Source organism: Plantibacter sp. M259 (assembly GCF_006065115.1).
GTDB classification, from domain to species: domain Bacteria; phylum Actinomycetota; class Actinomycetes; order Actinomycetales; family Microbacteriaceae; genus Plantibacter; species Plantibacter auratus.
Map to the genome: position 1 here is coordinate 2,021,916 of NZ_CP040750.1, position 24,486 is coordinate 2,046,401.

The following is a 24,486-nucleotide window of genomic DNA, read 5'->3' on the forward strand; positions in this document are numbered from 1 at the left end:
TCACGCCACCCCTTCCACAGCGAGCTGCGATTGGACGATCTCGCGATACGTCTCGTTGGATTCCAGGAGTTCGTCGTGGGTGCCGCGGCCGACGATGCCGCCGTCGTTCATGACGATGATGTGGTCGGCCTCGCGGATCGTCGCGATGCGCTGCGCGACGATGATGACGGTCGCGTCGGCGGTGCTGTCGCCGAGGGCTGCCCGGAGTCGGGCGTCGGTGGCGACGTCGAGGGCCGAGAACGAGTCGTCGAAGAGGTAGACCAGGGGCTTCGCGACGAGGGCCCTGGCGATGCACAGGCGCTGACGCTGGCCGCCGGACACGTTCGTGCCACCCTGGGCGACGCCGTCGTTCAGCATCTTCGGCTTCGCGCGGACGAAGTCCTCAGCCTGCGCGACGTCGAGGGCGCTCCACAGCTCGTCGTCGGTGGCGTCGGGGCGTCCGAACCGGAGGTTCGAGGCGATCGTGCCCGAGAACAGGTACGGCTTCTGCGGCACGATCCCGACGACCCCGGCGATCTGCTGCCGGGTGAGCTGCGAGACGGGGACGCCGTCGATGGTGACGTGGCCCTGCTGCGGGTCGTAGAGGCGCGGAATGAGCGAGAGGAGCGTCGTCTTGCCGGAGCCGGTCGAGCCGACGATCGCGGTGGTCTTGCCCGGCTCCGCCGTGAACGTGACGTCCGACAGCACCGGTCGCTCCGCACCGGGGTAGCCGAAGGTGACGCCGGTGAACTCGACCCGTCCGACCGACGGTACGCGGATGTCGGTGCTCGTCGGCACCGTGAGGCTCGGCTCGGTGTCGAGGACGCTCTGGATGCGTTCGGCGCACACGACCGCGCGAGGGATCATCATGACCATGAAGACGCCCATCATCACTGAGGTGAGGATCTGGAGCAGGTACTGGAGGAACGCGGTGAGGGAACCGACCTGCATCTGACCGGCGTCCACCCGCTGGCCACCGAACCAGAGCACGGCAGCCGTCGCCAGGTGGAGGACCATCATGATGACCGGGAACATGAGGACGAAGATGTTGCCGACCTTGATCGACACGCGGGTGAGCGCCTCGTTCGCGCGGTTGTACCGCTCCGACTCGAACGGCTCGCGGACGAACGCCCGGACCACGCGGATGCCGATGATCTGCTCGCGCAGCACGCTGTTGATGCCGTCGATGCGGTCCTGCATCTGGCGGAACAGCGGCATGAGGAGGTAGACGAGGAACCCGACGATGATGAACAGCACCGGCACGGAGACCCACACGAGCCACGACAGTCCCGCGTCCTCGCGGAGGGCCATGATGATGCCGCCGACGCACATGATGGGCGCGGACACCATGAAGTTGAGGGTCATGAGGACGAGCATCTGGACCTGCTGGACGTCGTTCGTGCCGCGCGTGATGAGCGTCGCGCTGCCGAAGCCGCCGATCTCGAGGGCGCCGAGCGAGTCGACCTTCCGGTAGAACTCCCGGCGCAGATCGCGGCCGATGGCCATGGCGGTGCGGGCGCCGAAATAGACCCCGCCGATGGCTGCGGCCACCTGGACGAGGCAGACGAGCAGCATCGTCATGCCGGTGGACCAGATGAAGTCCGTGTCGCCCCGGGAGACGCCCTGGTCGATGATCTGGGCGTTCAGGCTGGGGAGGTAGAGGGCCGCGATCGTCGAGACGAGCTGCAGCACGAACACCGCGACGACCCAGGCCGCGTACGGCTTGGCGTGTCGGAGGGCGAGGGCGAGGAGGGCCACGTGAGGTCCTTAGACGGTTCGTGTCCGGCGCGGGGCATCGCGCGGACGGGTGACGAGGTGGAGCGGGCCTGGCGCGAGACCAGTGCTCCGGTCGGCGGCGCAGCCGGACGGGAGCGTGAGGGACGTGCCCGAGTGACGATACTCCGCGCCGGTGACACGGTGGTGTCCCGGTTCGGAATCGTGATGATCTCGGGTCAGTCGACGCCGACGGAGATGGTGTGCCAGCCCTCTGCGCCGTCGGGGACGACGTCGACAGGGGTTTCGCTCTGCGTCTTCCCGGCGGCATCGGTCGCGCGGACGGCGATGGTGTGGTCGCCGGCCGGGGCGTCCCACTGGAGGACCCACTGCACCCAGGTGTCGTCGGAGATGGCGGTCGCGAGCGTCGTGTCGAGCCAGTCGCCGTCGTCGATCCGGACCTGGACCCGGTTCACGCCCGTGTGCTGCGCCCAGGCGACGCCGGCGATCGCGACGTTCCCCGCCGCTACACGTCCACCGTTGCGCGGCACGTCGATGCGCGACTCCGTCTTGATGGGCCCGCGCTCCGACCAGCCGCGGTCGGTCCAGTAGGCCCGGGCGTCCGCGTAGCGGGTCACTTCCAGCTCGACGACCCACTTCGTGGCGGAGACGTACCCGTACAGGCCCGGGACGACCATGCGCACCGGGAAGCCGTGCTGCAGCGGGAGCGGTTGCCCGTTCATCCCGACGGCGAGGAGGCTGTCGCGATCCTCGTCCTGCAACACCTCGAGCGGAGTGCCGGCGGTGAACCCGTCGATGCTCCGCGACAGGACCATGTCGGCTCCCGCCTTGGGCTTCGCGCGGGCGAGCAACTCGCGGATCGGATACCCGAGCCAGAGCGCGTTGCCGATGAGGTCGCCGCCGACGGGGTTCGAGACGCAGGTCAGCGTGACGATCGACTCCTGGAGCGGGAGGGCGAGGAGTTCCTCGAACCCGATCTCGACCTCTTGCTCGACCATGCCGGTGATCTTGAGGCTCCAGGTCGAGGGGTCGATGTTCGGCACCTGGAGGGCCGTGTCGATCCGGTAGAAGGAGTCGTTCGCCGACACGACCGGGGTGAGTCCGTCGATGCCGAGTTCGGCTCCAGCGGGGACCGGCGGTGCGGCGACGGCAGCCGTCGGGAGCTTGAGCGCCTTCCGGATGGTCTCAACGGCGACCGCTCCGGCCGAGGCGACGCGCGCGCCGACGCCGACGACGAGGGCGCCGACCGCGGTGCCGCCGAGCAGGACGAGGAAGGAGCGCCGGGGGAGTTCGGCCCGGGAGGCGCCGACGACCGGCCGGGCTTCGTCCGCGACCGTCGCGTCGTCCCAGGTGCGGAGCCGGGTCACGAGCAGCCGCAGGACGAGGATGCCGACCGCGGCACCGACGATGCTCGGGAACGCCCAGTCGAGGCCCGCGTCCGCGCGGGTGATCGCTGCGACGACCGCGACGACACCAACGAGCGCGAGCGCGATGCTGCCGACCACCGGGCGACGCTCCTCGAGGATCCCGATCCCGACGGCGAGGGCCGCGACCAGGACGCCGAGCACGATGAGCAGCACGAGCTTGTCGTTGGTGCCGAACAGGGCGATGACGAGGTCCTTCACCCACCCGGGCACGAGGTCGATCACGAGGGAACCCACGGCGAGCAGCGGCGAGCTCGCGGGGGCGACGAAGGCTGCGACGGCCTCGGCCGAGCCGAGGGTGGCGACGGCTGCGACGACGCCGGACGCACCGGCGAGCAGTGTGCGGCGGCGGGGCTCCATGTCCGTCATGCTACGCGCGCCCGCTGGGCGTTCCTCCCCGAAGCGGCTCTAGAGGGGCAAGTCGGCCGTCCATCCCCGTACCCTGGGGGGATGACCACAGTCGGGCTCGGAATCCCACGCATCGGGTCGCCGCTCAGGCACATCCCGGACGCTGCCGGGCGCCCCGACGTCGACGGCCTCATCGACCGCTTCGGCAGGGTCGCCCGCGACCTCCGGGTGTCGATCACGGAGAAGTGCTCGCTGCGCTGCACGTACTGCATGCCCGAGCAGGGTCTCCCCGCGATCGCCCGCGACGACCTGCTGACGCCCACCGAGATCGGTCGCCTCGTCGAAATCGCCGTCCGCGACCTCGGGGTGCACGACATCCGCTTCACGGGTGGCGAGCCGCTCATGCGTCCCGACCTCGCGGAGATCATCGCCCGCAGTTCCGCGGTCGCCGGCGACGCCTCGATCTCCATGACGACGAACGGCATCGGACTCGACAAGCGCGTCGACGAGCTCGTGGCCGCCGGGCTCACCCGCGTGAACATCTCCCTCGACACCGTCGACCGCGACCACTTCGCGCGACTCACGCGTCGCGACCGCCTCCCCGCCGTCCTGGCCGGCATCGAGGCCGCCAAACGCGCCGGGCTGACGCCGCTCAAGATCAACGCCGTCCTCATGCGCGACACGCTCGACGGCGCGGTCGCCCTTCTGTCCTGGGCGATCGAGAACGGTTGCCGCCTCCGGTTCATCGAGCAGATGCCGCTCGACGCCGACGAGGCGTGGGTGCGCGAGAACATGGTCGACGCGGCCGAATTGCTCGACGTCCTCGGCTCCCGCTTCACGCTCACTGCCCCGCATCGCGAGGACCCCTCCGCTCCCGCCGAGGAGTGGCTCGTCGACGGCGGCCCGGCGACGGTCGGCATCATCGCCTCGGTCACGCGCTCCTTCTGCGACGACTGCGACCGCACGCGGCTCACGGCCGAGGGGACGATCCGCTCCTGCCTCTTCGGCGACGACGAGACCGACCTCCGGGGCATGCTGCGTTCGGGCGTCGAGGACGTCGAGATCGCGGACCGATGGCGCGCGGCGATGTGGCACAAGCAGGCCGGGCACCGCATCGCGTCGCCCGACTTCGTCCGTCCGGAGCGGAGCATGGGAGCGATCGGTGGCTGAGACGACGACGCTGCAGGTGCTCGTGCGCTACTTCGCCGCTGCCGAGGAGGCCGCCGGCGTCCCCGAGGAGTCCTTGCCGGCGGTCGCGACGGTCGGCGAGCTGAAGTCCGTGTTGCTCGAGCGCTACGGCGACGCGATGGCCAAGGTGCTCGCGTCCGGCTCGTTCCTGGTCGACGGAGTCGTCAGTCGCGATGACGCCCGTCCGCTCGGCGCCCGGGTCGACGTCCTCCCACCCTTCGCCGGCGGCTAGGACGGCGACGTCGCCGAGCGACCACGCTCGGCCAGGGCGCGGGTGGCGCGGTGTTGGAACCATCGCACGAGGTCCAGGATGCGATGGCGCCGTGCATCCGATTCGTCTTCGTGCGACGCCCGGTAGCCGGGGATCGAATCAGCCGGGTAGTCGTCGAGGTTCTCGCAGCGCATGGTCCAGTCGGGGAACCGTCGGTAGTCGATCTCCTCCTCGACCAGGACCCGCAGCTCGCTGTGTCGCGTGTCGTCGCGCAACCGTTGCAGCACGTGGCGAACGACCGCAGGAGGCCCTTCGATCACCTGGAAGAAGTCGTCGCCTCGCACGGCGAGCATGCCGGTGAGGCCCGAGCGTTCGTTGTTGTCGCGGGACTGGCTGAGGATCGCTTCGAGGGCGGTCTGCGTCAGTGGCGCAGCGGACGTGCTCACGTAGGTCACGGAGAGGAACGCGGATTCGGGCTGCGTCATACTCCGTGACCTTACACGTCAGGTGTCGGATAGGTGCTCATCGCGAGGCCTGCCAAGCGCGACGGGCCACCCCGGCCGACCGGAACATCAGGATCAGCGAGGAGATCGCACCGACGACGGTCGCCAGGAACGCCACGAGTGCGAGCATCTGGAGCAGTTCGCCGACTGGCGACGACCGACCGACGTACGGCGGGATCTCGTCGGACACGGTGTTCCCGACGCCGAACCCGGCGAAGAACATGGCGAGGAGACCGAGCCAGACGAGCATGGATCCGAGGGTCGCGACGTGGATCCAGTGCGTACCGAGCCGCCCGCGCCACCCGACGGAGGTGAACACCAGGATGGCCGTGAGACCGAGCAGGAACGCGATCGCGACTCCGACGAGGCCGACGGCCAGGGTGGTGGGCGTGAACACCCCGTAGATCGCCTCGAGGCCGTAGGAGTCGTCCGTCATCGCGAGCGGTGCCCAGATGAGTTCCTCGATGGGAGCGAGCACCAGCATCACCGTCGCGGCGACCGCCCAGACGACGACGGCGATGCGCTGAGCGCGGAGGTCACGGTGTGCATCGGTCGTCTGCATGGACTCCACGCTAGGCGCTCGGCGTCGGCGGGACATCATCCCGCCGACGCGTCCTCCGGTGACGGTGCCGCACCGAGCAACGCCAGTCGCTTCGCCAGGTAGGGCGCGGTGCGGCTGTCGGGGTCTGCGGCGACGGCGTCCGGGGTGCCTGCGGCCACGATGCGCCCACCCGCGTCGCCGCCGGACGGTCCGAGGTCGATCACCCAGTCGGCCGCCGCGACGACGTCCATCTCGTGCTCGACCACGACGACGGTGTCGCCGGAGTCGACGAGCGCGTTCAGCTGCGCCAGCAGACGACGGACGTCGGCCGGGTGGAGGCCGGTCGTCGGCTCGTCGAGGAGGTAGAGGGTGTGACCGCGTCGCACCCGCTGGAGTTCCGTCGCGAGCTTGATGCGCTGCGCCTCGCCGCCCGACAGCTCGGTGGCCGGCTGGCCGAGCCGCAGGTATCCCAGGCCGACCTCGAGCAGGGTGCGGAGGCTGCGCGCCGCCGCCGGGACGGCCGCGAGGAACTCGGCCGCTTGCTCGACGGTGAGTGCGAGGACGTCTGCGATCGACTTCCCGTCGTAGGTGACCTCGAGGGTCTCGGCGTTGTACCGGGCGCCGTCACAGGTCGGGCACTTCCCGTAGCTGCCGGGGAGGAACAGCAGCTCGACCGACACGAAGCCCTCACCGAGGCAGGTCTCGCAGCGACCTCCCGCGACGTTGAACGAGAACCGGCCGGCCGTGTACCCGCGCTCGCGGGCGAGGTCCGTGGCGGCGAACGCGGCGCGGACGGCGTCGAACAGCCCGGTGTAGGTCGCCAGGTTCGACCGCGGCGTTCGACCGATGGGCTTCTGGTCGACGCGGACGAGGCGGTCGACGTGCTCGAGCCCCCGCACGCGGCGGACGGTGAGCGTGTCGGCGTGTCCGTCCGGCACCGTCGCCTCCGCCAGGCCGGAACCCTCCGTCGCATCCGGATCGGCGGGCACCTCGTCGTCATCGTCTGCGACGTCGTCCGCACCCCGGCCGTCTGCCCGGAGGTGATCGCGCACGACGTCGCGGAGGACCCGGCTCACGAGGGTCGACTTGCCGGAACCCGAGACACCGGTGACGGCGACGAAGGTCCCGAGGGGATCGAGGCGTCGACGCCGGCGAGGTTGTGGAGCGTGATGCCCTCGACCTCCAGCCAATCGCGCGCCTCACGGAGTGCTCGTCGTGCAGCAGCCGGCCCGTGCTGGTCGGGGAAGAGGAACGGGCGGGTGGCCGAGGCCTCGACCTCGGCGAGACCCTCGACGGCCCCGCTGTAGAGCACGTCGCCGCCACCCTCGCCTGCACCGGGGCCGACGTCGACGATCCAGTCCGCGTTCCGGACGACGTCCATGTTGTGCTCGACGACGTAGACCGAGTTGCCCGAGCGCTTCAGCTGCTCCAGCACCTCGAGGAGGGGCTCCGCATCGGCCGGGTGCAGACCCGCTGACGGTTCGTCCAGGACGTAGACCACGCCGAAGAGCCCGGAGCGCAGCTGGGTCGCGAGCCGGAGCCGCTGCATCTCGCCGGGGGAGAGCGTGGTCGTCACGCGCCCGAGTCCGAGGTAGCCGAGTCCGAGGTCGGTGAGCACACGGATGCGCGCGAGGAGATCGGTCGTGATGGCGACGGCGACGTCGGTGCGCTCGCCGGAGAGCGTGGTCGGGAGCGCGGGCGCCGCGTCCTTCAGCTCCGTGGTGGGGCGGATGACCTCGGCGAGCTCCGTCATCGGCAGGGCGTTGAGCTCGGCGATCGTGCGGCCGGCGAAGGTGACCGCGAGCGCCTCGCGGCGGAGTCCCGTGCCGTGGCAGAGCGGGCACGGACCCGAGCGCACGAACTGCAGCACCTTGTTCCGCATCATCTGGCTCTTGGAGTCGGAGAGGGTGTGGAAGACGTACTGCTTGGCGCTCCAGAACATGCCGTTGTACGGCTTCGCGACGCGGTCGCGTTGCGGCGTGATCTGCACGACCGGCTGCTCCTCGGTGAAGAGGATCCAGTCGCGGTCCTCCTGGTCGAGCTCCCGCCAGGGGCGGTCGACGTCGTATCCGAGGGCGATGGTGATGTCGCGGAGGTTCTTCGCCTGCCAGGCTCCCGGCCACGCGGCGATCGCGCCCTCGCGGATGCTCAGCGACGGGTCGGGCACGAGGGAGTCCTCGGTGACCGTGTGTGCGACGCCGATGCCATGGCACTCCGGGCAGGCGCCGACGGCGGTGTTGGGGGAGAAGGCATCCGAGTCGAGTCGGGTCGTGAACCCCTCGGGGAAGGTGCCGGCGCGCGAGAAGAGCATGCGGAGCGAGTTCGAGAGGGTCGTCACCGTGCCGACGCTGGAGCGCGAGCTGGGGGCGCCGCGTCGCTGCTGCAGGGCGACCGCCGGTGGCAGGCCGGAGATCGAGTCGACGTGCGGGTCGTGACCCTGCTGGATCAACCGTCTGGCGTACGGGGCGACGGACTCGAGGTACCGTCGCTGCGCCTCCGTGAAGATGGTGCCGAACGCGAGCGACGACTTGCCCGAGCCGGAGACCCCGGTGAAGGCGACGATCGCATCGCGCGGCACGTCGACGTCCACGTTGCGGAGGTTGTTCTCGTTGGCTCCCCGGACGCGGACGAACGGGTCGGATGCTTCGGGGGCGTGTTCGGGCATCAGATCACCCTACGTCGCTCGCTACCGCGATGCGGAGTGGTTGACGCGTCCCTGCAGGTGTGCGGGCGAGGCTCTTGCCAGGAGGATCGCCGAGCTGAGACGATCGTCGGTTGCCCGAAGCGGGCGCAGAGTTGGAGTCCACCGTGTCTCATGAAGCCGATGACCCGCGAACCATCGTGGCGGCGAGCGTCGAGTACTGGCGTTCGCTCGTGCAGCGCCTGGCAGGTGCATCGGCCGTCACTTCGGTCGAGGAGGTCGACACGGCTTTGCCGTGGACCAACCTGAGCGTCGAGCCCGTGAACCCGAGAGCGGCCTCGATCGACCTGCTCCTGACCCCGCACGAGATGATCCTGCACCTCGGCCGACACGGTTGCCGGTGGGAACTCGACGACGGAGCGCTCGACACCGCGTTCGCCGAACGGGTGATCGACGCCGCGATCGCCGGACGCGCAGAGGAGCTCGTCGGAACGATCCGGTTCGCCGTGCGGGTCACCTTCCGGGACGGCACCGTCGAGGAGAACGTCCGACTCGACGGCTTCCTGGCCCCGACACGGCGCTGGATGCGCCGCGAGCCTTGGACGCGCTTCGAGCCGTACGACGTGGAGTGAGGATGTCTGGCGAGAACCGGTCGTGAACGATGTCGGGGGTGGACGGCAGGATCGTCCTCATGACTCGTGAACGTTCCTGGCACGGCTGTGTCTTCATCGGCGTGAGCCTCGACGGCTTCATCGCAAAGCCCGACGGCGACCTCGGCTGGCTCACGGAGCTCGAGCCGCGGGAGCATGCAGCGGATGCACCGGGGAGGCACCCGGCGCTCGACTGGGATTCGTTCTTCCCGACGATCGACACCCTCGTGATGGGTCGCACCACCTACGACACCGTCCTCGGCTTCGGTGAGTGGCCGTTCGAGGGCAAGCGCGTCGTCGTGCTGAGCACCACGCTCGAGGCAGGGGACGACCGCATGACGGTCGCCGGGTCGCTCGACGAGGCGGCCGCCCTGCTCGACCAGGCTGGGGCCGGCCGCGTCTACATCGACGGCGGCAGGACCATCCAGGCGTTCCTCGGTGCTGGCCTCGTCGACGAGATCACCGTGTCGGTCGCGCCGGTGCTCATCGGCTCGGGTGCCCGCCTCTTCGGCGATCTCGACGCCGACGTCCGCCTGCGGCTCCGCGGTACCCACGCGACGCCCGAGGACGGGCTCGTGCGCATCACCTACGACGTGCTGCCGCGCTGACAGCTCGATTCGCCGCGAATCGTCGCCCGCGCTTCGTGCGTGCGACCACTCGGGGCGAATCGAGGACGGGCCGCTACAGACCGACCCACTCCGTCTCGCCGTCGGCCAGGTGCTGGCGCTTCCAGATGGGGACGGTGCGCTTGATCTCCTCGACCAGACGCTCGCAGGCGGCGAACGCCTCGGCCCGGTGCGCAGCGGCGACAGCGGCCACGAGGGCCAGGTCGCCGACGACGAGCGACCCGACGCGGTGGGCGGCGGCGACCCGCAGGCCGGTCTCCGCGGCGACCGTCCGGCAGCAGTCCTCCAGGAACCGCTGGGCATCGGGATGGGCCCGGTAGTCGAGGGCGTCGACCGCCTCGCCGTGGTCGTGGTCGCGCACGATCCCTCGGAAGGCGACGAGTGCGCCGTTGGCGGGCGCCGCGACGAAGTCCTCGATCGCATGCGCGTCCAGGGCCGACTCGGAGATGAGGGCGAGGACCTCGGGAACCGTCGACTCACTCATGCGCGCCACCTCCGGCGATCTGGGCGACGAGGTGGTCGAGGAGGCCGTCGAGGACCGTAAGCCCGTCCTTCACGCCACCGGTCGACCCGGGCAGGTTCACCACGACGGTGCCGCCGGATACCCCCGCGAGCCCGCGACTGAGCGCCGCGGTCGGGGTCTTGGTCGACCCGAGGGTGCGGATCGCCTCCGCGATGCCGGGCAGTTCGCGGTCGAGGTGGGGCTGCGTCGCCTCCGGGGTGCGGTCGCTCGGCGAGGGGCCGGTGCCGCCCGTCGTGATGAGCACCGCGGGCGCGGCGCCCAGGGCTGCCGTGATCGCGAGGTGCACGTCGGCGTCGGACACGACCGTCACCGCATCGACCGCGTAGTCGTGCTCGGACAACCAGGCGGAGATACGCGGCCCCGTGAGGTCCTCGCGCGTGCCGGCCGCGCCGGCGGTCGACGCGACGATGACGGCCGCGGTTCGCGGACGGACCGTTCGCGCCACAGGTGCTTCGATCGGCTCCGACGCTTCCGGCGTCCAGTTCCCCCGCTTGCCGCCGGACTTCTCCAGCAGCCGGATGTCGCCGAGGACCGATGCCGGGTCGACGGCCTTGACCATGTCGTGCAGGGTCAGGCCGGCGATCGACGCGGCCGTCAGGGCCTCCATCTCGACCCCGGTCTGGCCGGTGGTCTTCGCCGTCGCGGTGATGACGATGGAGTCCTCGGTGAACGCGAAGTCGAGGCTCACGGACGACAGCGCGAGCTGGTGGCAGAGCGGAATGAGTTCGCTCGTCCGCTTGGCTCCCGCGATCCCCGCGATGCGGGCGGTCGCGATGACGTCCGCCTTCGGCAGGCCGTCCGCCTGCACGAGCGCGATCACGTCTGGTCGGGTGGTGAAGGTCGCGGTCGCCGTCGCGACCCGCTTCGTCGTGGCCTTGTCGCCGACATCGACCATGCGTGCGCGGCCGTCGTCGTCGAGGTGTGTGAGCCCGGTCATAGTGCCCATGCTTCCACAGCGTCACCGGCGTCGAGCTCGAGGACGTCCTCCGGGATCACGATCAGCACATCGGAGGCCGCGAGTCCGGCGACGAGATGCGAGCCGGGGCCCGCGACGGGCTCGACCCGACCGTCGTCTCGTCGGCGTCCGCGGAGGAACTGGCGCTTGCCGGGCACCGAACGCACGGCGACCGCGAGTTCCGCCGGCACACGCGACGCCTGCGGCAGGCCGGCGACCCGGCGGAGGACCGGAGCGACGAAGACCTCGAACGAGAGCTGGGTGCTCACCGGGTTGCCGGGGAACGCGATGATCGGGACGCCCCGGTGGGCGCCGAGCGCCTGTGGTCCGCCGGGCTGCATCGTGACCGAACCGATCCAGCCACCCAGCGGCCCGAGGACGTCACGGACGACCTCGTGCTCGCCCATCGAGATCCCGCCGGAGGTGAGGATGAGATCGACCTCGCCGTGGAGGTCGTCGAGCAGGGCGAGCAGGACGTCGGCGTCGTCGACGACGCGCGCACGGGCGGCGACCTCGGCCCCGGCAGCGACGACGGCGGCCGCCAGCGCGGTCCCGTTGGAGTCGAAGGTCTGGCCGAGCGTCGGCGTCTCGCCGGGTTCGACGAGTTCGGCACCGGTCGTGACGATCGCGACCCGCACCCGCCGACGCACCTCGACGGTCGTGATCCCGGCCGCCGCCAACACGGCGAGGTGTCGTGAAGCGAGGCGTACGCCGGCCGGCAGCAGCTCCTCACCGGAGCGGACGTCGCTCCCGCGCTCCCGGACGAACAGCCCCACCGGTCGCTCGCCACCGCCGCGCGCAGGACCGAGGAGAACGGTCTCGACACCGTCCGGATCCGTCTCGACCTCGCTCTCCTCGACCGGTACGACGACGTCCGCTCCCGGCGGCACGACCGCGCCCGTCATGATGCGTATCGAGGTCCCAGGCTCGAGCGGCGCGGGGTCGATGGGGCGCGCGGCGATCTCGCCCACCACCCGTAGCCGCGTCGCATCGCCCGTGAGGTCTGCTGCCCGAACCGCGAAACCGTCCATCTGCGAGTTGCGGAACAGCGGCAGGTCGACCGGTGACGGCACCGCCACGGCGGTCACCCGACCTGCGGCCTCGTCGATCGGCACGTGCTCGGCGCCGGTGTCGGTCACGTCGTCGAGGAGGGCGGCGACATCGGAGGCGTGCTGCTCGACGGTCTTCCGACTCGTGGGCGCTGGCGTCATCATGGTGGTTCCCGTCGTCGAGGTCGGTCGGTGGGGCTGCACGGGGTGTTCGGAGCCGCGGTCAGTAGCGGGGGACGGACGGATCCACGAGGCGCGACCACGCGTCGATGCCGCCCTCGAGATGGACGGCGGAGTAGCCGCGCTCGAGGAGCAGGCGGAGCGCCGACTCGGATCGGATGCCGTGGTGGCAGTAGACGACCACGGGCGTCTCGGGGTCGAGAGCATGGAGTGTCTCAGGGAGCGAGCCGAGCGGCATCAGCGTCGAACCGGGCAACCGGGCGATCTCCGCCTCCCACGGCTCCCGGACGTCGAGCAGGACGGCCTCATCGTCGTTCGCCGCGAGCTGTGGTGCGGTGATCGTGCGTCCGCCGTGTCGCGGCTCGTGGGGTGCTGCGGCTGCGGCGCTCGCCGCATCCCCTCCCGGCGTCCGGTGCAAGTGCTCGTCGAGCGACACCTGCCGGGCACCCGCGGGGTCGCGCTCGTACCGGAGTTCGCGGAACCCGCCGCTCAGCCCGTCGAACATCGTCACGCGGCCGAGCGAGAGGGTCCCGACCCCGCTGAGCACCTTGATCGCCTCGGTCGCCATGATGGACCCGATGACCCCGACCGTGGTGGGCAGGACGCCACCGGCCTCGCAGGAGAGCACCGAACCGTCCGTCGGCGGGTGGGGGAAGAGGTCGCGGTAGCGCGGGCCGCGAGACGACCAGCTGAGCCCGGCCTGCCCGCCGTACTGCGAGACCGCACCCCAGACGAGCGGGACCTCGGCGAGCGTCGCGGCGTCGTCGACCAGGTACCGGGTCTCGAAGTTGTCGCTGCCGTCGATGACGAGGTCGATCTCCGCGTCGGCCAGGAGGCCCATGATCTCGCCTGGTCCGAGGCGGAGGCGGTGCCTGAGGATCGTCGCATCGGTGTTGACGGCGAGGGCGCGGTCGGCGGCGGAGTCGACCTTCGGACGGCCGACGTCCGCGGTGCTGTGGACGGTCTGCCGATGCAGGTTGCTGAGTTCGACCGTGTCGTCGTCCACGAGGTGGATTGCGCCGTCTCCCGAACCGACACCGGCAGCGGCGAGCGCGGGGATGACGATGCTGCCGAGGCCGCCGGCGCCGACGATCAGCACCCGTGCGTCGGCGAGGCGCTGTTGCGCTGCGAGTCCGAACCCGGGGAGGGCGAGCTGCCTGGCGTACCGCGCGGTCGAGGACATGCGCCGATTATCCCACCGGCACCGTGCCGACCGGCCCTCAGACCGGCTTGACCGGCGTGCGCAGGAGGCAGAAGGCGTTGCCCTCCGGATCAGCGAGGACATGCCACGACTCCTCGCCCGTCTGCCCGATGTCCGTCGGGCGCGCACCGAGGGCCAGCAGGCGCTCGAGCTCGGCGTCCTGGTCGCCGTCGGTCGGGCTGACGTCGATGTGGAGCTTCGACTTCGGCTGCGGCGGGTCGTCGCTGCGGCTGAGGATAATCGTCGGCTGCGAGCCGCCGAAGCCGTCCCGCGCGCCGATCTCCACCCCGTCCTCGTCGCGGTCGAGTACGACGAAGTCGAGGACCTCGCACCAGAAGCGGGCGAGCGCTTCCGGATCGCGGCAGTCCAGGACGAGTTCACTGATGCGACATGACATGACGGCACGCTACCCCGCACGCGTCGTGCAGTGGAACCCGTTGCGGATCGGCTAGGACTCGTCCCCAGCGGTCTCGGCCCAACGGGTCAGGGTGATCGTGAACCCACGGACGAGGCGGTCGAAGCTGCGGTCGAGATCGCGGTCGAGGCCGAAGGAGCCTGCCGCCTCGAGCGAGACGAAGCCGTGCAGTGTGGAGCGGAACGCGCGGATCGCGTCGATGGCGTCGTCGCCGCGGAGTTCGTAGGCCGTGAGGACGTCGGAGATGACCTGGATGGCGCCGAGCGACGCCGCCGTGTCCTCCTCGTCCTCCGGCCCGGCGATCCACTGCGCGGCCGTGTAGCGCGCCGGGTGCTCCAGCGCCCACTCCCGGTAGGCCCCGGCCATCACCGTGATCGCGTCCGCACCAGAACGGCCGACGGCCGCGCGCAGCAGGACGTCGCCGAGCTCGCCCTTGGCCTGGAGGGAGATGCTCCTGCGGAGTCCGGCGAGCGAGTCGAGGTGCTTGTAGAGCGAGGGCTGCCGGACGCCGAGCCGTTCGGCGAGGGCGGCGAGGGTCAGCCCCTCGAGCCCGACCTCGTCGGCGAGTTCAGCCGCTTCGTCCACCACGCGCGCGCGGCTGAGTCCCGCCCTAGGCACGGTGCAGTGCCGACTGGAGGAAGCCGAGGACGGCCTGCGAGGTGACCTCGGGCTGCTGGGCCTGCGGGTAGTGCCCGGCGTCCTCGACGAGGACGACCTCGGCCTGCAGGGTGTCGCCGATCCAGCGGGCCTCTGCCGCAGGGTCGGGGAAGTCGGGGTCCTTGGTGCCCATGATCACGAGCGTCGGAGCGCTCACACCGGGGAGGGCAGCCTCGGCCGGGGCGTGGTCGGTCTGTCTGGTCGTCTGCGAGAATGCCTTGCCGTAGGCGGGGCGACGCAGGCTCGCGAAGACGTCGGCGAGGTGGTCGTCGAAGTCGACCGGCTTCCGGCCCGCGTTCAGCGTGGGGAGGTAGGCCTTCCAGACCCGTGCGATCCACAGCGGAGCCATCATGGCGCGGAAGACCGCCTGCATGACGGCGCCCGCCTTCGGGTTGCGGACGAACGGTCCGACGAGCACGAGACCGGACACGTCCTCCGGGTGCTCGGCGGCGACGATCACGCCAGCGCCGGCGGCAAGGGAGTTGCCGACGATGACGGCGGGAGCGCCCAGCTCGCGGATGAGGGCGTGGACGTCCGAGGCGGTCGCGACGTCGCCGTACGAAGAGAACGTCGTGTGGCTGTCGCCGTGACCACGGAGGTCGGTGGAGGCGACGCGGTACCCGGCCTGGACGAGCGCGGGAGCGAGGAAGCGGTAGGAGGAGCGGAGCTCGCCCATTCCCGGGACGAGGACGACGAGCGGGCCGTCTCCCTGGATCTCGTAGGCGATCTTGCCCTCGGGGCGGTCGAGGTAGCGGGTGGCAGGCCCTGTCGATGCCGGGTTCGTGTTCATGAAGCTAGTCTGCATCGCCGTTTGGCTAATGTCAATAGCTTTTACGGACGAGGTTCGTTCGCCCATCTTTGGGCGACAGAAGCTCCGTTCGCCCAAACATGGGCGAACGAGTGCGGGGAGGCGCGTCAGCTGAGGTCCGTCCACCAGCGGACGCCGTCGAGGGTGACGCGCGTGGTCTCCTCGTGATGGAGGACGACGAGCAGGACGTCGTCGCAGTGTCGACAGCGCACCACCCACGCGTCCGGGGTGCCGAACACCAGCTCCGCGGCGAGGGGCGAGACGTCGCGGCACCCGAGGCACTGCGACATCGTGCCGCTCGGGTCGGTGCCGGTCAACTCCGACAGGGTTCCGGCGAGGACGTTCCCGTCCAGATGCGAGGTCATCACGCGCCTCCGAACCGCTCGGTCTTGATGCGGGCGGGATCATGGCCGATCGCGACCAGGGTGTCGGCGACCGCCTCGACGAAGCCGGTCGGTCCGCAGACGAACACCGACGGGGCCTCGCCGCCGGTGGACTCGAGCGCCTGCAGGTCGGCCGCGACCAGGCGGCCGGCGGGACGAGGCCACCCGTCGGGCGCTCGCCGGGTGTAGATCCAGGTGACGTCGACCCCGGTCGCCGCAGCGAGCTCGTCGGCGAAGAAGGCGTCCTGCGGTGAGCGGACCGAGTACACGAGTCGGAACGTCGTCGTGCTCCCGGCCGCCTCGTGCGCTCGCACCATCGCCATGAGCGGCACGATGCCCGAACCTCCGCCGATCAGGAGGACCGGCTCCGTGTCCTCGGGGCGCCAGACGAACCAGCCGCCCAGTGGGCCACGCACCTCCACCTGGTCGCCGACCTCGATCGCGTCGACGAGGAACGGGGAGACCTCGCCGTCGAGGACCCGGTCGACGGCGATCTCGATGCGGTCACCGGCGTCCGCCGAGGCGATCGAGTAGGAGCGGACCGCCTGGTAGCCGTCGGGTGCGGTGAGTCGGACGTCGGCGTGCTGCCCGGCGAGGTTCCCGCCCCAGCCGGGGGCGTCCAGGATGAGGCTCCGCCCCGATGGGGTCAGCTGCGTCGCCGTGACCACGGTTGCCGCCTTCCAGACGTCGACATGGCCCGTGCGCCTCACGAGTACCGCTGTTCGAGCCAGGGGTCACCGTAGGCGTGGTAGCCGTTCTGCTCCCAGAACCCCGGTTCGTCGTCCTGCTGCATGACGAGGCCGCGGATCCACTTCGCGCTCTTCCAGAAGTAGAGGTGCGGGATGAGGAGCCTCGCCGGGCCGCCGTGCTCCGCGGCGAGCGGCTCGCCGTCGAAGCCGGTGGCGATCCAGGCCTTGCCGTCCAGGAGGTCGTCGAGTGGGACGTTGGTCGTGTAGCCGCCGTAGGAGTGGGCCATCACGAAGTCGTAGCCACTCTCGATCTCGGCGAAGAGCGTGTCGAGGGAGACGCCCTGCCAGCTCGTGCCGAGTTTCGTCCAGCGGGTCACGCAGTGGATGTCGCGGGTGATGTCGTCCTGCTGGAGGGCCTGCATGGCCGCCCAGTCCCAGCGGTGGGTCTCGCCGGTCTCCGTGCGGATCTGGAACTCCCACTCGGCGGTGTCGATCCGCGGCGTGGGCCCGGCGGACAGCACCGGGAAGTCCTCGGTGAGGAACTGACCGGGCGGGAGTCGGTCGTCCTGCTCCCGTGCCCGTCCTCCGAAACCGCGCGTGAACACCGCCATGTCGACCTCCTCAGGATGGTCATCACCCTAGTGAGCAGGTGTCGGTGAAGCCAGGCCCTCCTGGGGTCACCAAGTGGTTCCGGTCTCGCTCAGCCGGTGATGAGGTTCGACAGCGCGTCGATCGAGTGGACGACGGCGAGGGCGCCGGTGGCCTCTGCCGGCGAGCCGTAGCCCCACTCGACGAGGATCGTCGGGATCCCGTGCGCCGCCGCACCCTCGATGTCGTGGAGGCGGTCGCCGACCAGTACGGTGCGGGAGGTGTCGACGCCGGCGGCCGTGAGGCGCCGGAGGGCCTCGCCGACGACGTCGGCCTTGCTGCTGCGGACCTCGTCCTCGGAGGCGCCCGTGACGACGGTGAAGTACTGGCTCAGGCCGAAGTGGTCGAGGATCGTGCTCGCCTGCGACTCGGGCTTCGAGGTCGCGAGCCCGATCGGGATCCCGGCCTCGGAGATGCGCGCGAGCAGCCCGGCGACGCCTGGGAACACCGCGGTGCCGACCTCGGCGCCCTCGATGGCGACCTGGCGACGGTACTCGGTGAGGGCGAGCTGCGACTGCAGCGGGTCCATGTCCGCGAAGTCGCGGAAGGAGTCGAGCAGCGGTGGCCCGACCCAACGCAGCAGCGATTCGTCGGACGGGACGACGGCACCGACGTTCGCCAGGGTCGTCTTCATGCGCGAGATGATGCCGGGCGCCGAGTCCACGATCGTGCCGTCGAGGTCGAACAGCACGCAGGACCAGCTGCGGTGGAAGGACACGGTCGTACTCGCGAGGTAGAGATCGGTCACACGCTCCATCCTAGGGCGACCCCTCCGGCCAGGGAGGGTTGTCAACCGGTTGCCAGAGCCGTAGGCTGACAGGGCCGGCAGCCCGACTGTCTGGTTCCCGATGACGAGAACGAACGCGAAGGCGGAAGCGCACGTGAATGCACAACACCCGGTGAGCTGGACCCTGTCGGGCTTCGGCGACGAGATCGACGCCGACCCGACGACGCAGATCGCCGTGCTGGAGGCGCTCGGTGCATCGCACATCGAGGTCCGGAGCGCGTGGGGCGTCAACATCATCGATCTCGACGCCGACCAGCTCGCCCGACTCGGCGCGCAGCTGCAGAAGTCGGGCATGGGGGTGTCCGCCATCGGGTCGCCGATCGGCAAGGTCGACGTGGCCCTCGACGCCGAGCTGGAGGTCGCCCGCCTCGCGCGAGCGATCGCGGCTGCACACGCCCTCGGAACTCCGAACATCCGCATCTTCTCCTTCTTCCGCGGCGAGGGCGTGCCGGTTGAGGCCACCCGCGACGACGTCCTGGTCCGCATGCGCCTGCTCGCCGATCTGGCCGAGCGGGAGGGGGCCGTGCTCCTGCACGAGAACGAGAAGGACATCTACGGCGACGTCCCGGAGCGCATCCTCGACCTCGTCGAGTCGGTCGGATCACCCGCGCTGCGGCTCGCCTGGGACAACGCGAACTTCGTCCAGGTAGGTGTGGCGCCGTTCGACGACGGCTACGCGATGCTGCGCCCGTACCTCGACTACCTGCAGGTCAAGGACGCGGTCGCCGAGAGCGGCCAGGTCGTACCGTCCGGCGAGGGCGACGGGCAACTGCGTGAAACGCTCACGGCGTTGCGCGACGACGGCTACGCCGGGTTCGCCTCACTCGAGCCGCACCTCGCCGACACCCACGCGCTCGGCGGCTTTTCCGGTCCCGCCTCGTTCGGCGCGGCCGCCCGGGCCTTCCGGAGGCTCACCGACGAGCTGGGGATCGAACTGCGATGAGCCGCGAGCCCGCACCCGTCCTCCGTCGCGTCGCCGTCATCGGGTGCGGCGACATCGCAGCCCTCCACCTCGCGGCGATCGGGACGGTGCCCGGTGCGCAGCTCGTGGCGGTGTGCGACGTCGACGCCGGCCGGCTCGATGCGGCGAGGGCTGCGACGGGTGTCCCGGGATTCACCGACCTCGATCGACTGTTCGACGACGCGCGACCGGACGTCGTCCACATCTGCACCCCGCACCATCTGCACGCCGACCAGGCGATCCGGGCGCTCGAGCGCGGGATCAGCGTCATCCTCGAGAAGCCCCTCGCCCACACGCGCGAGGAGGCCGAGCGGCTCCTGGCCGCGGCGGAGCACAGCCGCGCGAAGATCGCGGTGTGCTTCCAGAACCGCTACAACCAGCCGGCGGAACGCGCCAAGGAACTCCTCGACTCGGGTGAGCTCGGCGCAGTGCTCGGCGCCTCGGCGGTCGTGCCGTGGCATCGGACGGCGGCCTACTACGAGGATCGCCCGTGGCGCGGTCGCTGGGACACCGGCGGCGGCGGACTCCTCATGAACCAGGCGATCCACACGATCGACCTCGTGCAGTGGTTGGTCGGCGACCCGATCGAGGCGACGGGATCGATCGCCACTCGCGCGCTCGCCGAGGTGATCGAGGTCGAGGACACGGCCGAGCTGCGCATCGTGCACGCGGGTGGCGCGACGAGCACGGTCTACGCGACGGTCGCGGGGGTCGCGAACCTGCCGGTGACGATCGACGTCGTCTGCGAGCTGGGCACGCTGAGCCTCGGGGCCGAGCTCACCGCCCGCTTCGCCGACGGGCGCGTCGAGACCACCGTCGAGCGCGTGACCGCCAGCGGAGCGCGTGCCTACTGGGGCGTGTCCCACGAGCGGCTGATCCAGGACTTCTACGCGGGGCTCGACGAACCGGGCGCCTTCTGGCTCCACCCCGCCGAAGCGCGGAAGGCGTTCGACGTGATCCAGGACGTCTACGACGCGGCGATCCCTGAGCGACGGTCGTCGGTCCTCGCCGCGCAGCTCGGCGGTCGCTGAACCGTCACCCGTCGCGGGCGGCGATGCCTCAGGACGCTGCGGTCCGCCTGACGAGCAGCTGCGCTCCGTCCGGGTCGGGGAACCGCTCCACGTCTCGGACGGCCGTCTGCAGGACGGTGTCGAGGTGCTGGGACGCCAGGCTGACGCCACCCATCGCCACCGCTTCCGAACCGAGCGAGGAGACGACCACGTCCGGTGGCAGCGGGCAGATCTCGCCGAGGGTGCGGATGAAGCGCGGCAGGAAGACGTCCGCGCCCGGAGCGCTTCCGCCGCCGACCACGAGGAGTTCCGGATCGAGAGCGAGGACCATGGCCGCTGCGCCGGTGGCCAGGTCGTCCGCGAACTCGTCCATCGCCGCCAGGGCGATCCGATCACCGGCGCGAGCCGCCTCGAAGATCTCCTCGCGGGACGGCCGTGGTGAGCCGAGGACCGACTCGCCGTACCGCTCGTTCAGGCGGGACCACCGGAGTTCGGGCATCTCGCCGACGATCCCTGCCGCACCGTGCACGCCGCGATGCACCTTCCCGTCGACGATGGAGGCCGCGCTGGTGCGCACGCCGCAGAGGAGGTAGACGACGTCGCGGTGATCCTGGGCTGCGCCGACGGTCAGTTCCGCGCGGGCGCCGAGCGCGACGTCGCCCTCCACCAGGACGGCTCCGTCGAACTCCCGCTCGAAACGCTCGCGCAGGTTCAGCCCGACCCAGTCCGGGAGTCCCGTCCCGCCGAAGTGCAGTACCTCGCCGTCCCGACCGATCGCGCCGGGGGAGCCGACGGCGACGATCCACACCGACCCGCGGGTGAGGTCGAGGGTGCTGAGCACCGCATCGCCGGTCGCCAGCGCCAGGGTGATGCGCTCGGTCGCGCCCGTGTCCTCGGGCAGGCGAGCCGTGCGCTGGCCCAGGACGGCACCGGCGAGGTCGGTCACGACGGCGTGGATGTGGTTCGCGCCGATGTCGAGCGACAGGAGGTGGCCGAGTCCGGCGCGCACGTGGAAGGCGGTGGCGGGTCTGCCGACCCGGGACGCCGAGGCGCGTTCGACGGATTCGAGCCAGCCCATCTCGACGAGGTCCGTCACGATCGCGTCGATGGCCGTCCGAGACAGCCCGGACGCGTCCGCCAGCTCCCTCAGGGTGAGCGGCTGCGGGAGCAGGGCGCGCAGCACACCGAGCGAGTTCATCCTCCGGAGCAACGACCGACTGCCCATCGATCCGCCGGACTGCTCCACCATCGCCTCTCGAGGCATTCGTCATTCCCCCTTGCGACTTTTCACGGCACGTTGCAGTATTAACTCCGCCTCCTCGACTCTACCCGCGGGAGCCCCGCGGCGGCGGTCGGGAATCCCGCGTCGATCCCGAGAGCGCCCACCCACACAGAAAGCCGGCCATGCTGCACACCTTCACCTTCGGTGACCTCCGCATCCCCGCGAACCTCGCCGGCGAACCGACCGCCACGGGCACAGGGTTCGTCGTGCCCGCAGGTCCGGTCGCGCTGCTCCACCCCTTCGGCGACACCGGTTTCTACCGGCACGGGTGGAACTCGTGGAGCCCGAGCGGGTGGACCACCACCGACGGCGAGACCATCGGCATCAAGAACAGCCCCGACCGGCTGCTCACCGCCGACGACGCGGTCAACGAGACCCCGCACCTCCACTCCGGCAGTGGTGTCGGAGCCATCGCGGCCCCGGACGGCACCGTCCTGCTCATCGGCACCCTCGGGCTCGGCAACCCCCGGGTCGGTGCCGACCGCAACACGATCTGGGCGCGGAGCGAGACCGACGAAGCCGAGTGGTTCGTCACGTTCGGGCCGGAGCAGCAGGCCTTCGCCGACTACGCGGCCATCCTGTCCGAACGGCTCGGGCGGCGCTCGCAGCGCGCCGGTCGCGTCTGGAGCAGTTGGTACTCCTACTACGAGGGCATCGACGAGGAGCTGGTCGCCCGCACCGTCGCCGACCTCACCGGGTACCCCTTCGACGTGTTCCAGCTCGACGACGGCTGGGAGCCGATCGTGGGCGACTGGACGGCCGGCCCGGACTTCCCGTCCGGTATGCAGGCCACCGCCGGTCGCATCGCCGAGGCCGGGTTCCGCCCGGGGCTCTGGCTGGCCCCGATGATCGCACTTCCCGACTCCACGATCGCGCGGGAGCGCCCCGACCTCCTCGTGCAGGACGACGCCGGCCGCCCGCTGGCGACCGGCTACAACTGGAACTCCCACTACTACTCGCTCGACACCACCCAGCGGGAGGTGCAGGACCACCTCCGCGAGGTCTTCGAGCGCGTCACCGGGTGGGGCTTCAGCTATCTCAAGCTCGACTTCATGTACGCGGGGGCCGTCACCGGTCGGCGACACCAGGACGTCCACCGCGAGACCGCCTACCGGGATGCGATCTCGTTCATCAGGGAGACCGTCGGCGACGACGTGTACCTGCTCGGCTGCGGCGTTCCGATGATCCCGTCCATCGGGGTGTTCGACGGCGCACGAGTGGGGCCGGATGTCGGTCCGTTCTGGGACAACGCCGAACGCGTCGGCGATCCGTCGGGCGTCGGGGCGTGGAACTCGATCGTCGACTCCGTCAACCGAGTCTGGCTGAAGGACGTCTACGAGGTCGACCCCGACGCCGTCTACTTCCGCAGCGCTCGGAACCTCCTCGATCCCGTCGAACGTCGCATACTCCAGGACGTCGCCGCCATCCTCGAGTTCAAGTCGACCTCCGACCCGGTGGTCTGGCTGCACGAGAGCGAACGCGCCGAACTCCGCCAGTACCTCACGGAGACGCCGACGGTCGAGCAGACGGGGCGGTTCACCTTCCGGCTCGACGGCCGCGAGGTCGACCTGACGGCCGTCGTGGCGGGAGAGGCCCGCTCCGACACCTCGTACATCGGGTGACGCCTGGCACTCGGTGGCGAACCGGCGTTATCCGATAAACGAACGCCGACCGCGCAGAAGTGGAGCTTTGGCACAGTCGTGGGATTCTGAGCAGGATGAGCGCGAAACCAGGGTCCGCGGAGCGGTTCGAGGCTGCGGGGAGCGACGTCGACGACGCTCGCGAGCTCTACCGTGAGGCCTACCGGATCGGCAGGATGACGGTCGAGCCGACGGCAGCTGAGTTCGGATACCGCTTCACCTCCACCGGAGACGACGACCTCTCTCTCCGAGCCTCGCAGGTCGAGGGCGGATCACGGGCGCGTCGTTCACTCAGGGGAGTACGTCGTCTCCTGGATGACGCGTGGCGAAGGCGTCTCGGACCTGCTCGGCTCGCCGATGAAGTTCCTCCACGGGCAGCCGGCGATGTTCGCGAACGACCGCCCCGCGCAGTTCGACCTCATCGACTACCGGCTCAACATGATGCACTTCGGCGGCGCCTATCTCGAGGGCGTCGCGGGGGAGACCGAGGGGTCGGTGGGTCCGATCCGGTTCGACACCACGTTCCGCCCGTCGGGCGACGCCCTGCGGCGCTGGACCGAGACGGTGGCGACCGTCGCCCGGGTGGTCTACGACGACGGGAGTTCCGCACTGCTGCGCGCCGAGGCGAACCGAGCAGCCGCTGTCACGCTGCTCGAGGTCTTCCCGCACGTCGCCCTGCAGCCGCGCATCGACCTGGCGGCGCCGTCGGGCGGCAAGACCCGCGCCGCCGTCGAATTCATGATCGCGAACGCCCACCGGCCCATGGGCACCGACGAGATCGCCGCTGCCGCCGGGATCAGCCTGCGCAGTCTGCAGGCGGCGTTCCGCCGCGAGTACGACGTCACCGCCACCGACTACCTGCGGTCGATCCGGCTCGATCGCGTCCGACAGGAGCTGCGGGATGCGGAACCGGGCCTCACGACGGTCGCCGAGGTCGCCAGGCGATGGGGTTCACCCACCTCGGGCGCTTCGCAGCCTCGTACACGACCCGCTTCGGCGAGTACCCGAGCGTCACCCTCGCGTCGAGCCGCAGCGGAACCCACAAGCGTTCCCTAGGCTGAGGCCATGACGCGATCCACGGTGACCGATCCGCACGCTCCGAAGCCCGTCGGGCCGTATTCACATGCCGCGGTCGCGCCGACCGGAGCGCTGTACCTGTCCGGGCAGACGCCCATCGATCCGGCGACCGGAGCCCTCGTCGACGGTGATGTCGCCGAGCAGACCCGCCAGGTGTTCGCCAACCTCGAGTCGGTGCTGACGGCCGCTGGTCGCGGGTTCGGCGACGTGGTCAAGGTGAACGTCTATCTCGTCGACATGGCCGACTTCGCGTCGATGAACAGCGTCTACGAGACGGTCTTCTCGGCGCCATACCCGGCGCGCACCACGGTCGCGGTCGTCGGACTGCCGCTCGGCGCGCGCGTCGAGATCGAACTGGTCGCCTGAGGGCCAGGCC

General features: G+C 70.5%; 25 protein-coding genes and 1 pseudogene. 9 read left to right on the top strand and 17 right to left on the bottom strand.

Features of this window, described 5'->3' with window-relative positions:
* On the bottom strand, positions 1 to 1,737 hold the full coding sequence (locus tag FGL15_RS09350; protein ID WP_138945828.1) for an ABC transporter ATP-binding protein: 1,737 nt from the start codon (positions 1,735 to 1,737) through the stop codon (positions 1 to 3).
* Positions 1,738 to 1,931: 194 nt separating this feature from the next.
* On the bottom strand, positions 1,932 to 3,497 hold the full coding sequence (locus FGL15_RS09355; protein ID WP_138945829.1) for a molybdopterin-dependent oxidoreductase: 1,566 nt from the start codon (positions 3,495 to 3,497) through the stop codon (positions 1,932 to 1,934).
* 90 nt (positions 3,498 to 3,587) lie between these two features.
* Between FGL15_RS09355 and moaA the strand changes: the two genes are divergently transcribed.
* Entirely contained in the window at positions 3,588 to 4,655 is a 1,068-nt protein-coding gene (gene moaA / locus FGL15_RS09360; RefSeq protein WP_064293946.1) for a GTP 3',8-cyclase MoaA, read from the top strand.
* Positions 4,648 to 4,905 (top strand): MoaD/ThiS family protein, encoded by a 258-nt coding sequence (locus tag FGL15_RS09365; RefSeq protein WP_064293945.1) that lies wholly within the window; start codon positions 4,648 to 4,650, stop codon positions 4,903 to 4,905. Before moaA ends, FGL15_RS09365 begins: the two co-directional genes overlap by 8 nt.
* Here FGL15_RS09365 and FGL15_RS09370 read toward each other — a convergent pair.
* The 3 genes and pseudogenes from FGL15_RS09370 to FGL15_RS09380 form a co-directional block, all read right to left on the bottom strand.
* Complete coding sequence (locus FGL15_RS09370; RefSeq protein WP_138945830.1) at positions 4,902 to 5,369, bottom strand: BLUF domain-containing protein; 468 nt, start codon at positions 5,367 to 5,369, stop codon at positions 4,902 to 4,904. The genes FGL15_RS09365 and FGL15_RS09370 overlap by 4 nt on opposite strands.
* A gap of 37 nt (positions 5,370 to 5,406) precedes the next feature.
* Positions 5,407 to 5,949 (bottom strand): hypothetical protein, encoded by a 543-nt coding sequence (locus tag FGL15_RS09375; protein ID WP_138945831.1) that lies wholly within the window; start codon positions 5,947 to 5,949, stop codon positions 5,407 to 5,409.
* Positions 5,950 to 5,984: 35 nt separating this feature from the next.
* Positions 5,985 to 8,593 (bottom strand): annotated as a pseudogene (locus FGL15_RS09380) (ABC transporter).
* A gap of 143 nt (positions 8,594 to 8,736) precedes the next feature.
* Between FGL15_RS09380 and FGL15_RS09385 the strand changes: the two are divergent.
* Entirely contained in the window at positions 8,737 to 9,201 is a 465-nt protein-coding gene (locus FGL15_RS09385) for a hypothetical protein (RefSeq protein WP_137242842.1), read from the top strand.
* 59 nt (positions 9,202 to 9,260) lie between these two features.
* Positions 9,261 to 9,827 (top strand): dihydrofolate reductase family protein, encoded by a 567-nt coding sequence (locus tag FGL15_RS09390; protein WP_138945832.1) that lies wholly within the window; start codon positions 9,261 to 9,263, stop codon positions 9,825 to 9,827.
* 73 nt (positions 9,828 to 9,900) lie between these two features.
* Here FGL15_RS09390 and FGL15_RS09395 read toward each other — a convergent pair whose 3' ends face one another.
* The 11 genes from FGL15_RS09395 to FGL15_RS09445 form a co-directional block, all read right to left on the bottom strand.
* A complete protein-coding gene (locus tag FGL15_RS09395; protein WP_138945833.1) occupies positions 9,901 to 10,329 on the bottom strand; it encodes a molybdenum cofactor biosynthesis protein MoaE in 429 nt (142 codons plus the stop codon).
* Positions 10,322 to 11,305, bottom strand: a complete 984-nt coding sequence (gene moaCB, locus FGL15_RS09400) for a bifunctional molybdenum cofactor biosynthesis protein MoaC/MoaB (RefSeq protein ID WP_138945834.1) — start codon at positions 11,303 to 11,305, stop codon at positions 10,322 to 10,324. The genes FGL15_RS09395 and moaCB overlap by 8 nt, the downstream gene beginning before the upstream one ends.
* On the bottom strand, positions 11,302 to 12,537 hold the full coding sequence (gene glp / locus FGL15_RS09405) for a gephyrin-like molybdotransferase Glp (RefSeq protein WP_240773880.1): 1,236 nt from the start codon (positions 12,535 to 12,537) through the stop codon (positions 11,302 to 11,304). The genes moaCB and glp overlap by 4 nt, the downstream gene beginning before the upstream one ends.
* 58 nt (positions 12,538 to 12,595) lie before the next feature.
* Positions 12,596 to 13,735, bottom strand: coding sequence for a ThiF family adenylyltransferase (locus FGL15_RS09410; protein WP_138945835.1), 1,140 nt, complete (start codon positions 13,733 to 13,735; stop codon positions 12,596 to 12,598).
* Positions 13,736 to 13,772: 37 nt separating this feature from the next.
* On the bottom strand, positions 13,773 to 14,150 hold the full coding sequence (locus FGL15_RS09415; protein WP_138945836.1) for a VOC family protein: 378 nt from the start codon (positions 14,148 to 14,150) through the stop codon (positions 13,773 to 13,775).
* Positions 14,151 to 14,201: 51 nt separating this feature from the next.
* Positions 14,202 to 14,756: a TetR/AcrR family transcriptional regulator gene (locus FGL15_RS21345; protein ID WP_205858718.1), complete on the bottom strand. Its 555-nt coding sequence runs from the start codon at positions 14,754 to 14,756 to the stop codon at positions 14,202 to 14,204.
* Positions 14,757 to 14,778: 22 nt separating this feature from the next.
* Positions 14,779 to 15,615, bottom strand: coding sequence for an alpha/beta fold hydrolase (locus tag FGL15_RS09425; protein ID WP_138945838.1), 837 nt, complete (start codon positions 15,613 to 15,615; stop codon positions 14,779 to 14,781).
* Positions 15,616 to 15,740: 125 nt separating this feature from the next.
* On the bottom strand, positions 15,741 to 15,998 hold the full coding sequence (locus FGL15_RS09430) for a DUF6510 family protein (protein WP_138945839.1): 258 nt from the start codon (positions 15,996 to 15,998) through the stop codon (positions 15,741 to 15,743).
* Entirely contained in the window at positions 15,998 to 16,684 is a 687-nt protein-coding gene (locus FGL15_RS09435) for a ferredoxin reductase (protein WP_240773882.1), read from the bottom strand. Before FGL15_RS09435 ends, FGL15_RS09430 begins: the two co-directional genes overlap by 1 nt.
* A gap of 38 nt (positions 16,685 to 16,722) precedes the next feature.
* Entirely contained in the window at positions 16,723 to 17,316 is a 594-nt protein-coding gene (locus FGL15_RS09440) for a sulfite oxidase-like oxidoreductase (RefSeq protein ID WP_138945841.1), read from the bottom strand.
* An 89-nt stretch (positions 17,317 to 17,405) separates the two neighbouring features.
* Positions 17,406 to 18,101, bottom strand: coding sequence for an HAD hydrolase-like protein (locus tag FGL15_RS09445; protein WP_240773884.1), 696 nt, complete (start codon positions 18,099 to 18,101; stop codon positions 17,406 to 17,408).
* A 100-nt stretch (positions 18,102 to 18,201) separates the two neighbouring features.
* On the opposite strand from FGL15_RS09445, the gene FGL15_RS09450 reads away from it, so the two are divergent.
* Both FGL15_RS09450 and FGL15_RS09455 read left to right on the top strand, forming a co-directional pair.
* Positions 18,202 to 19,083: a sugar phosphate isomerase/epimerase gene (locus FGL15_RS09450; protein WP_168223362.1), complete on the top strand. Its 882-nt coding sequence runs from the start codon at positions 18,202 to 18,204 to the stop codon at positions 19,081 to 19,083.
* Positions 19,080 to 20,132 carry a Gfo/Idh/MocA family protein gene (locus FGL15_RS09455; RefSeq protein WP_138945843.1) on the top strand — a complete coding sequence of 351 codons (1,053 nt, stop codon included), beginning with the start codon at positions 19,080 to 19,082 and terminating at the stop codon, positions 20,130 to 20,132. Before FGL15_RS09450 ends, FGL15_RS09455 begins: the two co-directional genes overlap by 4 nt.
* 28 nt (positions 20,133 to 20,160) lie before the next feature.
* Here the strand turns inward: FGL15_RS09455 and FGL15_RS09460 are convergent, their stop codons facing one another.
* Entirely contained in the window at positions 20,161 to 21,375 is a 1,215-nt protein-coding gene (locus FGL15_RS09460; RefSeq protein ID WP_240773886.1) for an ROK family transcriptional regulator, read from the bottom strand.
* Positions 21,376 to 21,515: 140 nt separating this feature from the next.
* Here FGL15_RS09460 and FGL15_RS09465 point away from each other — a divergent pair, with 140 nt between their 5' ends.
* From FGL15_RS09465 to FGL15_RS09475, 3 genes are all read left to right on the top strand, one after another.
* Positions 21,516 to 23,015: a glycoside hydrolase family 36 protein gene (locus FGL15_RS09465; RefSeq protein ID WP_138945844.1), complete on the top strand. Its 1,500-nt coding sequence runs from the start codon at positions 21,516 to 21,518 to the stop codon at positions 23,013 to 23,015.
* A gap of 333 nt (positions 23,016 to 23,348) precedes the next feature.
* Positions 23,349 to 24,089, top strand: a complete 741-nt coding sequence (locus FGL15_RS09470) for an AraC family transcriptional regulator (protein ID WP_138945845.1) — start codon at positions 23,349 to 23,351, stop codon at positions 24,087 to 24,089.
* Between the two features lie 9 nt (positions 24,090 to 24,098).
* On the top strand, positions 24,099 to 24,476 hold the full coding sequence (locus FGL15_RS09475) for a Rid family detoxifying hydrolase (protein ID WP_138945846.1): 378 nt from the start codon (positions 24,099 to 24,101) through the stop codon (positions 24,474 to 24,476).
* Positions 24,477 to 24,486 lie beyond the last annotated feature (10 nt).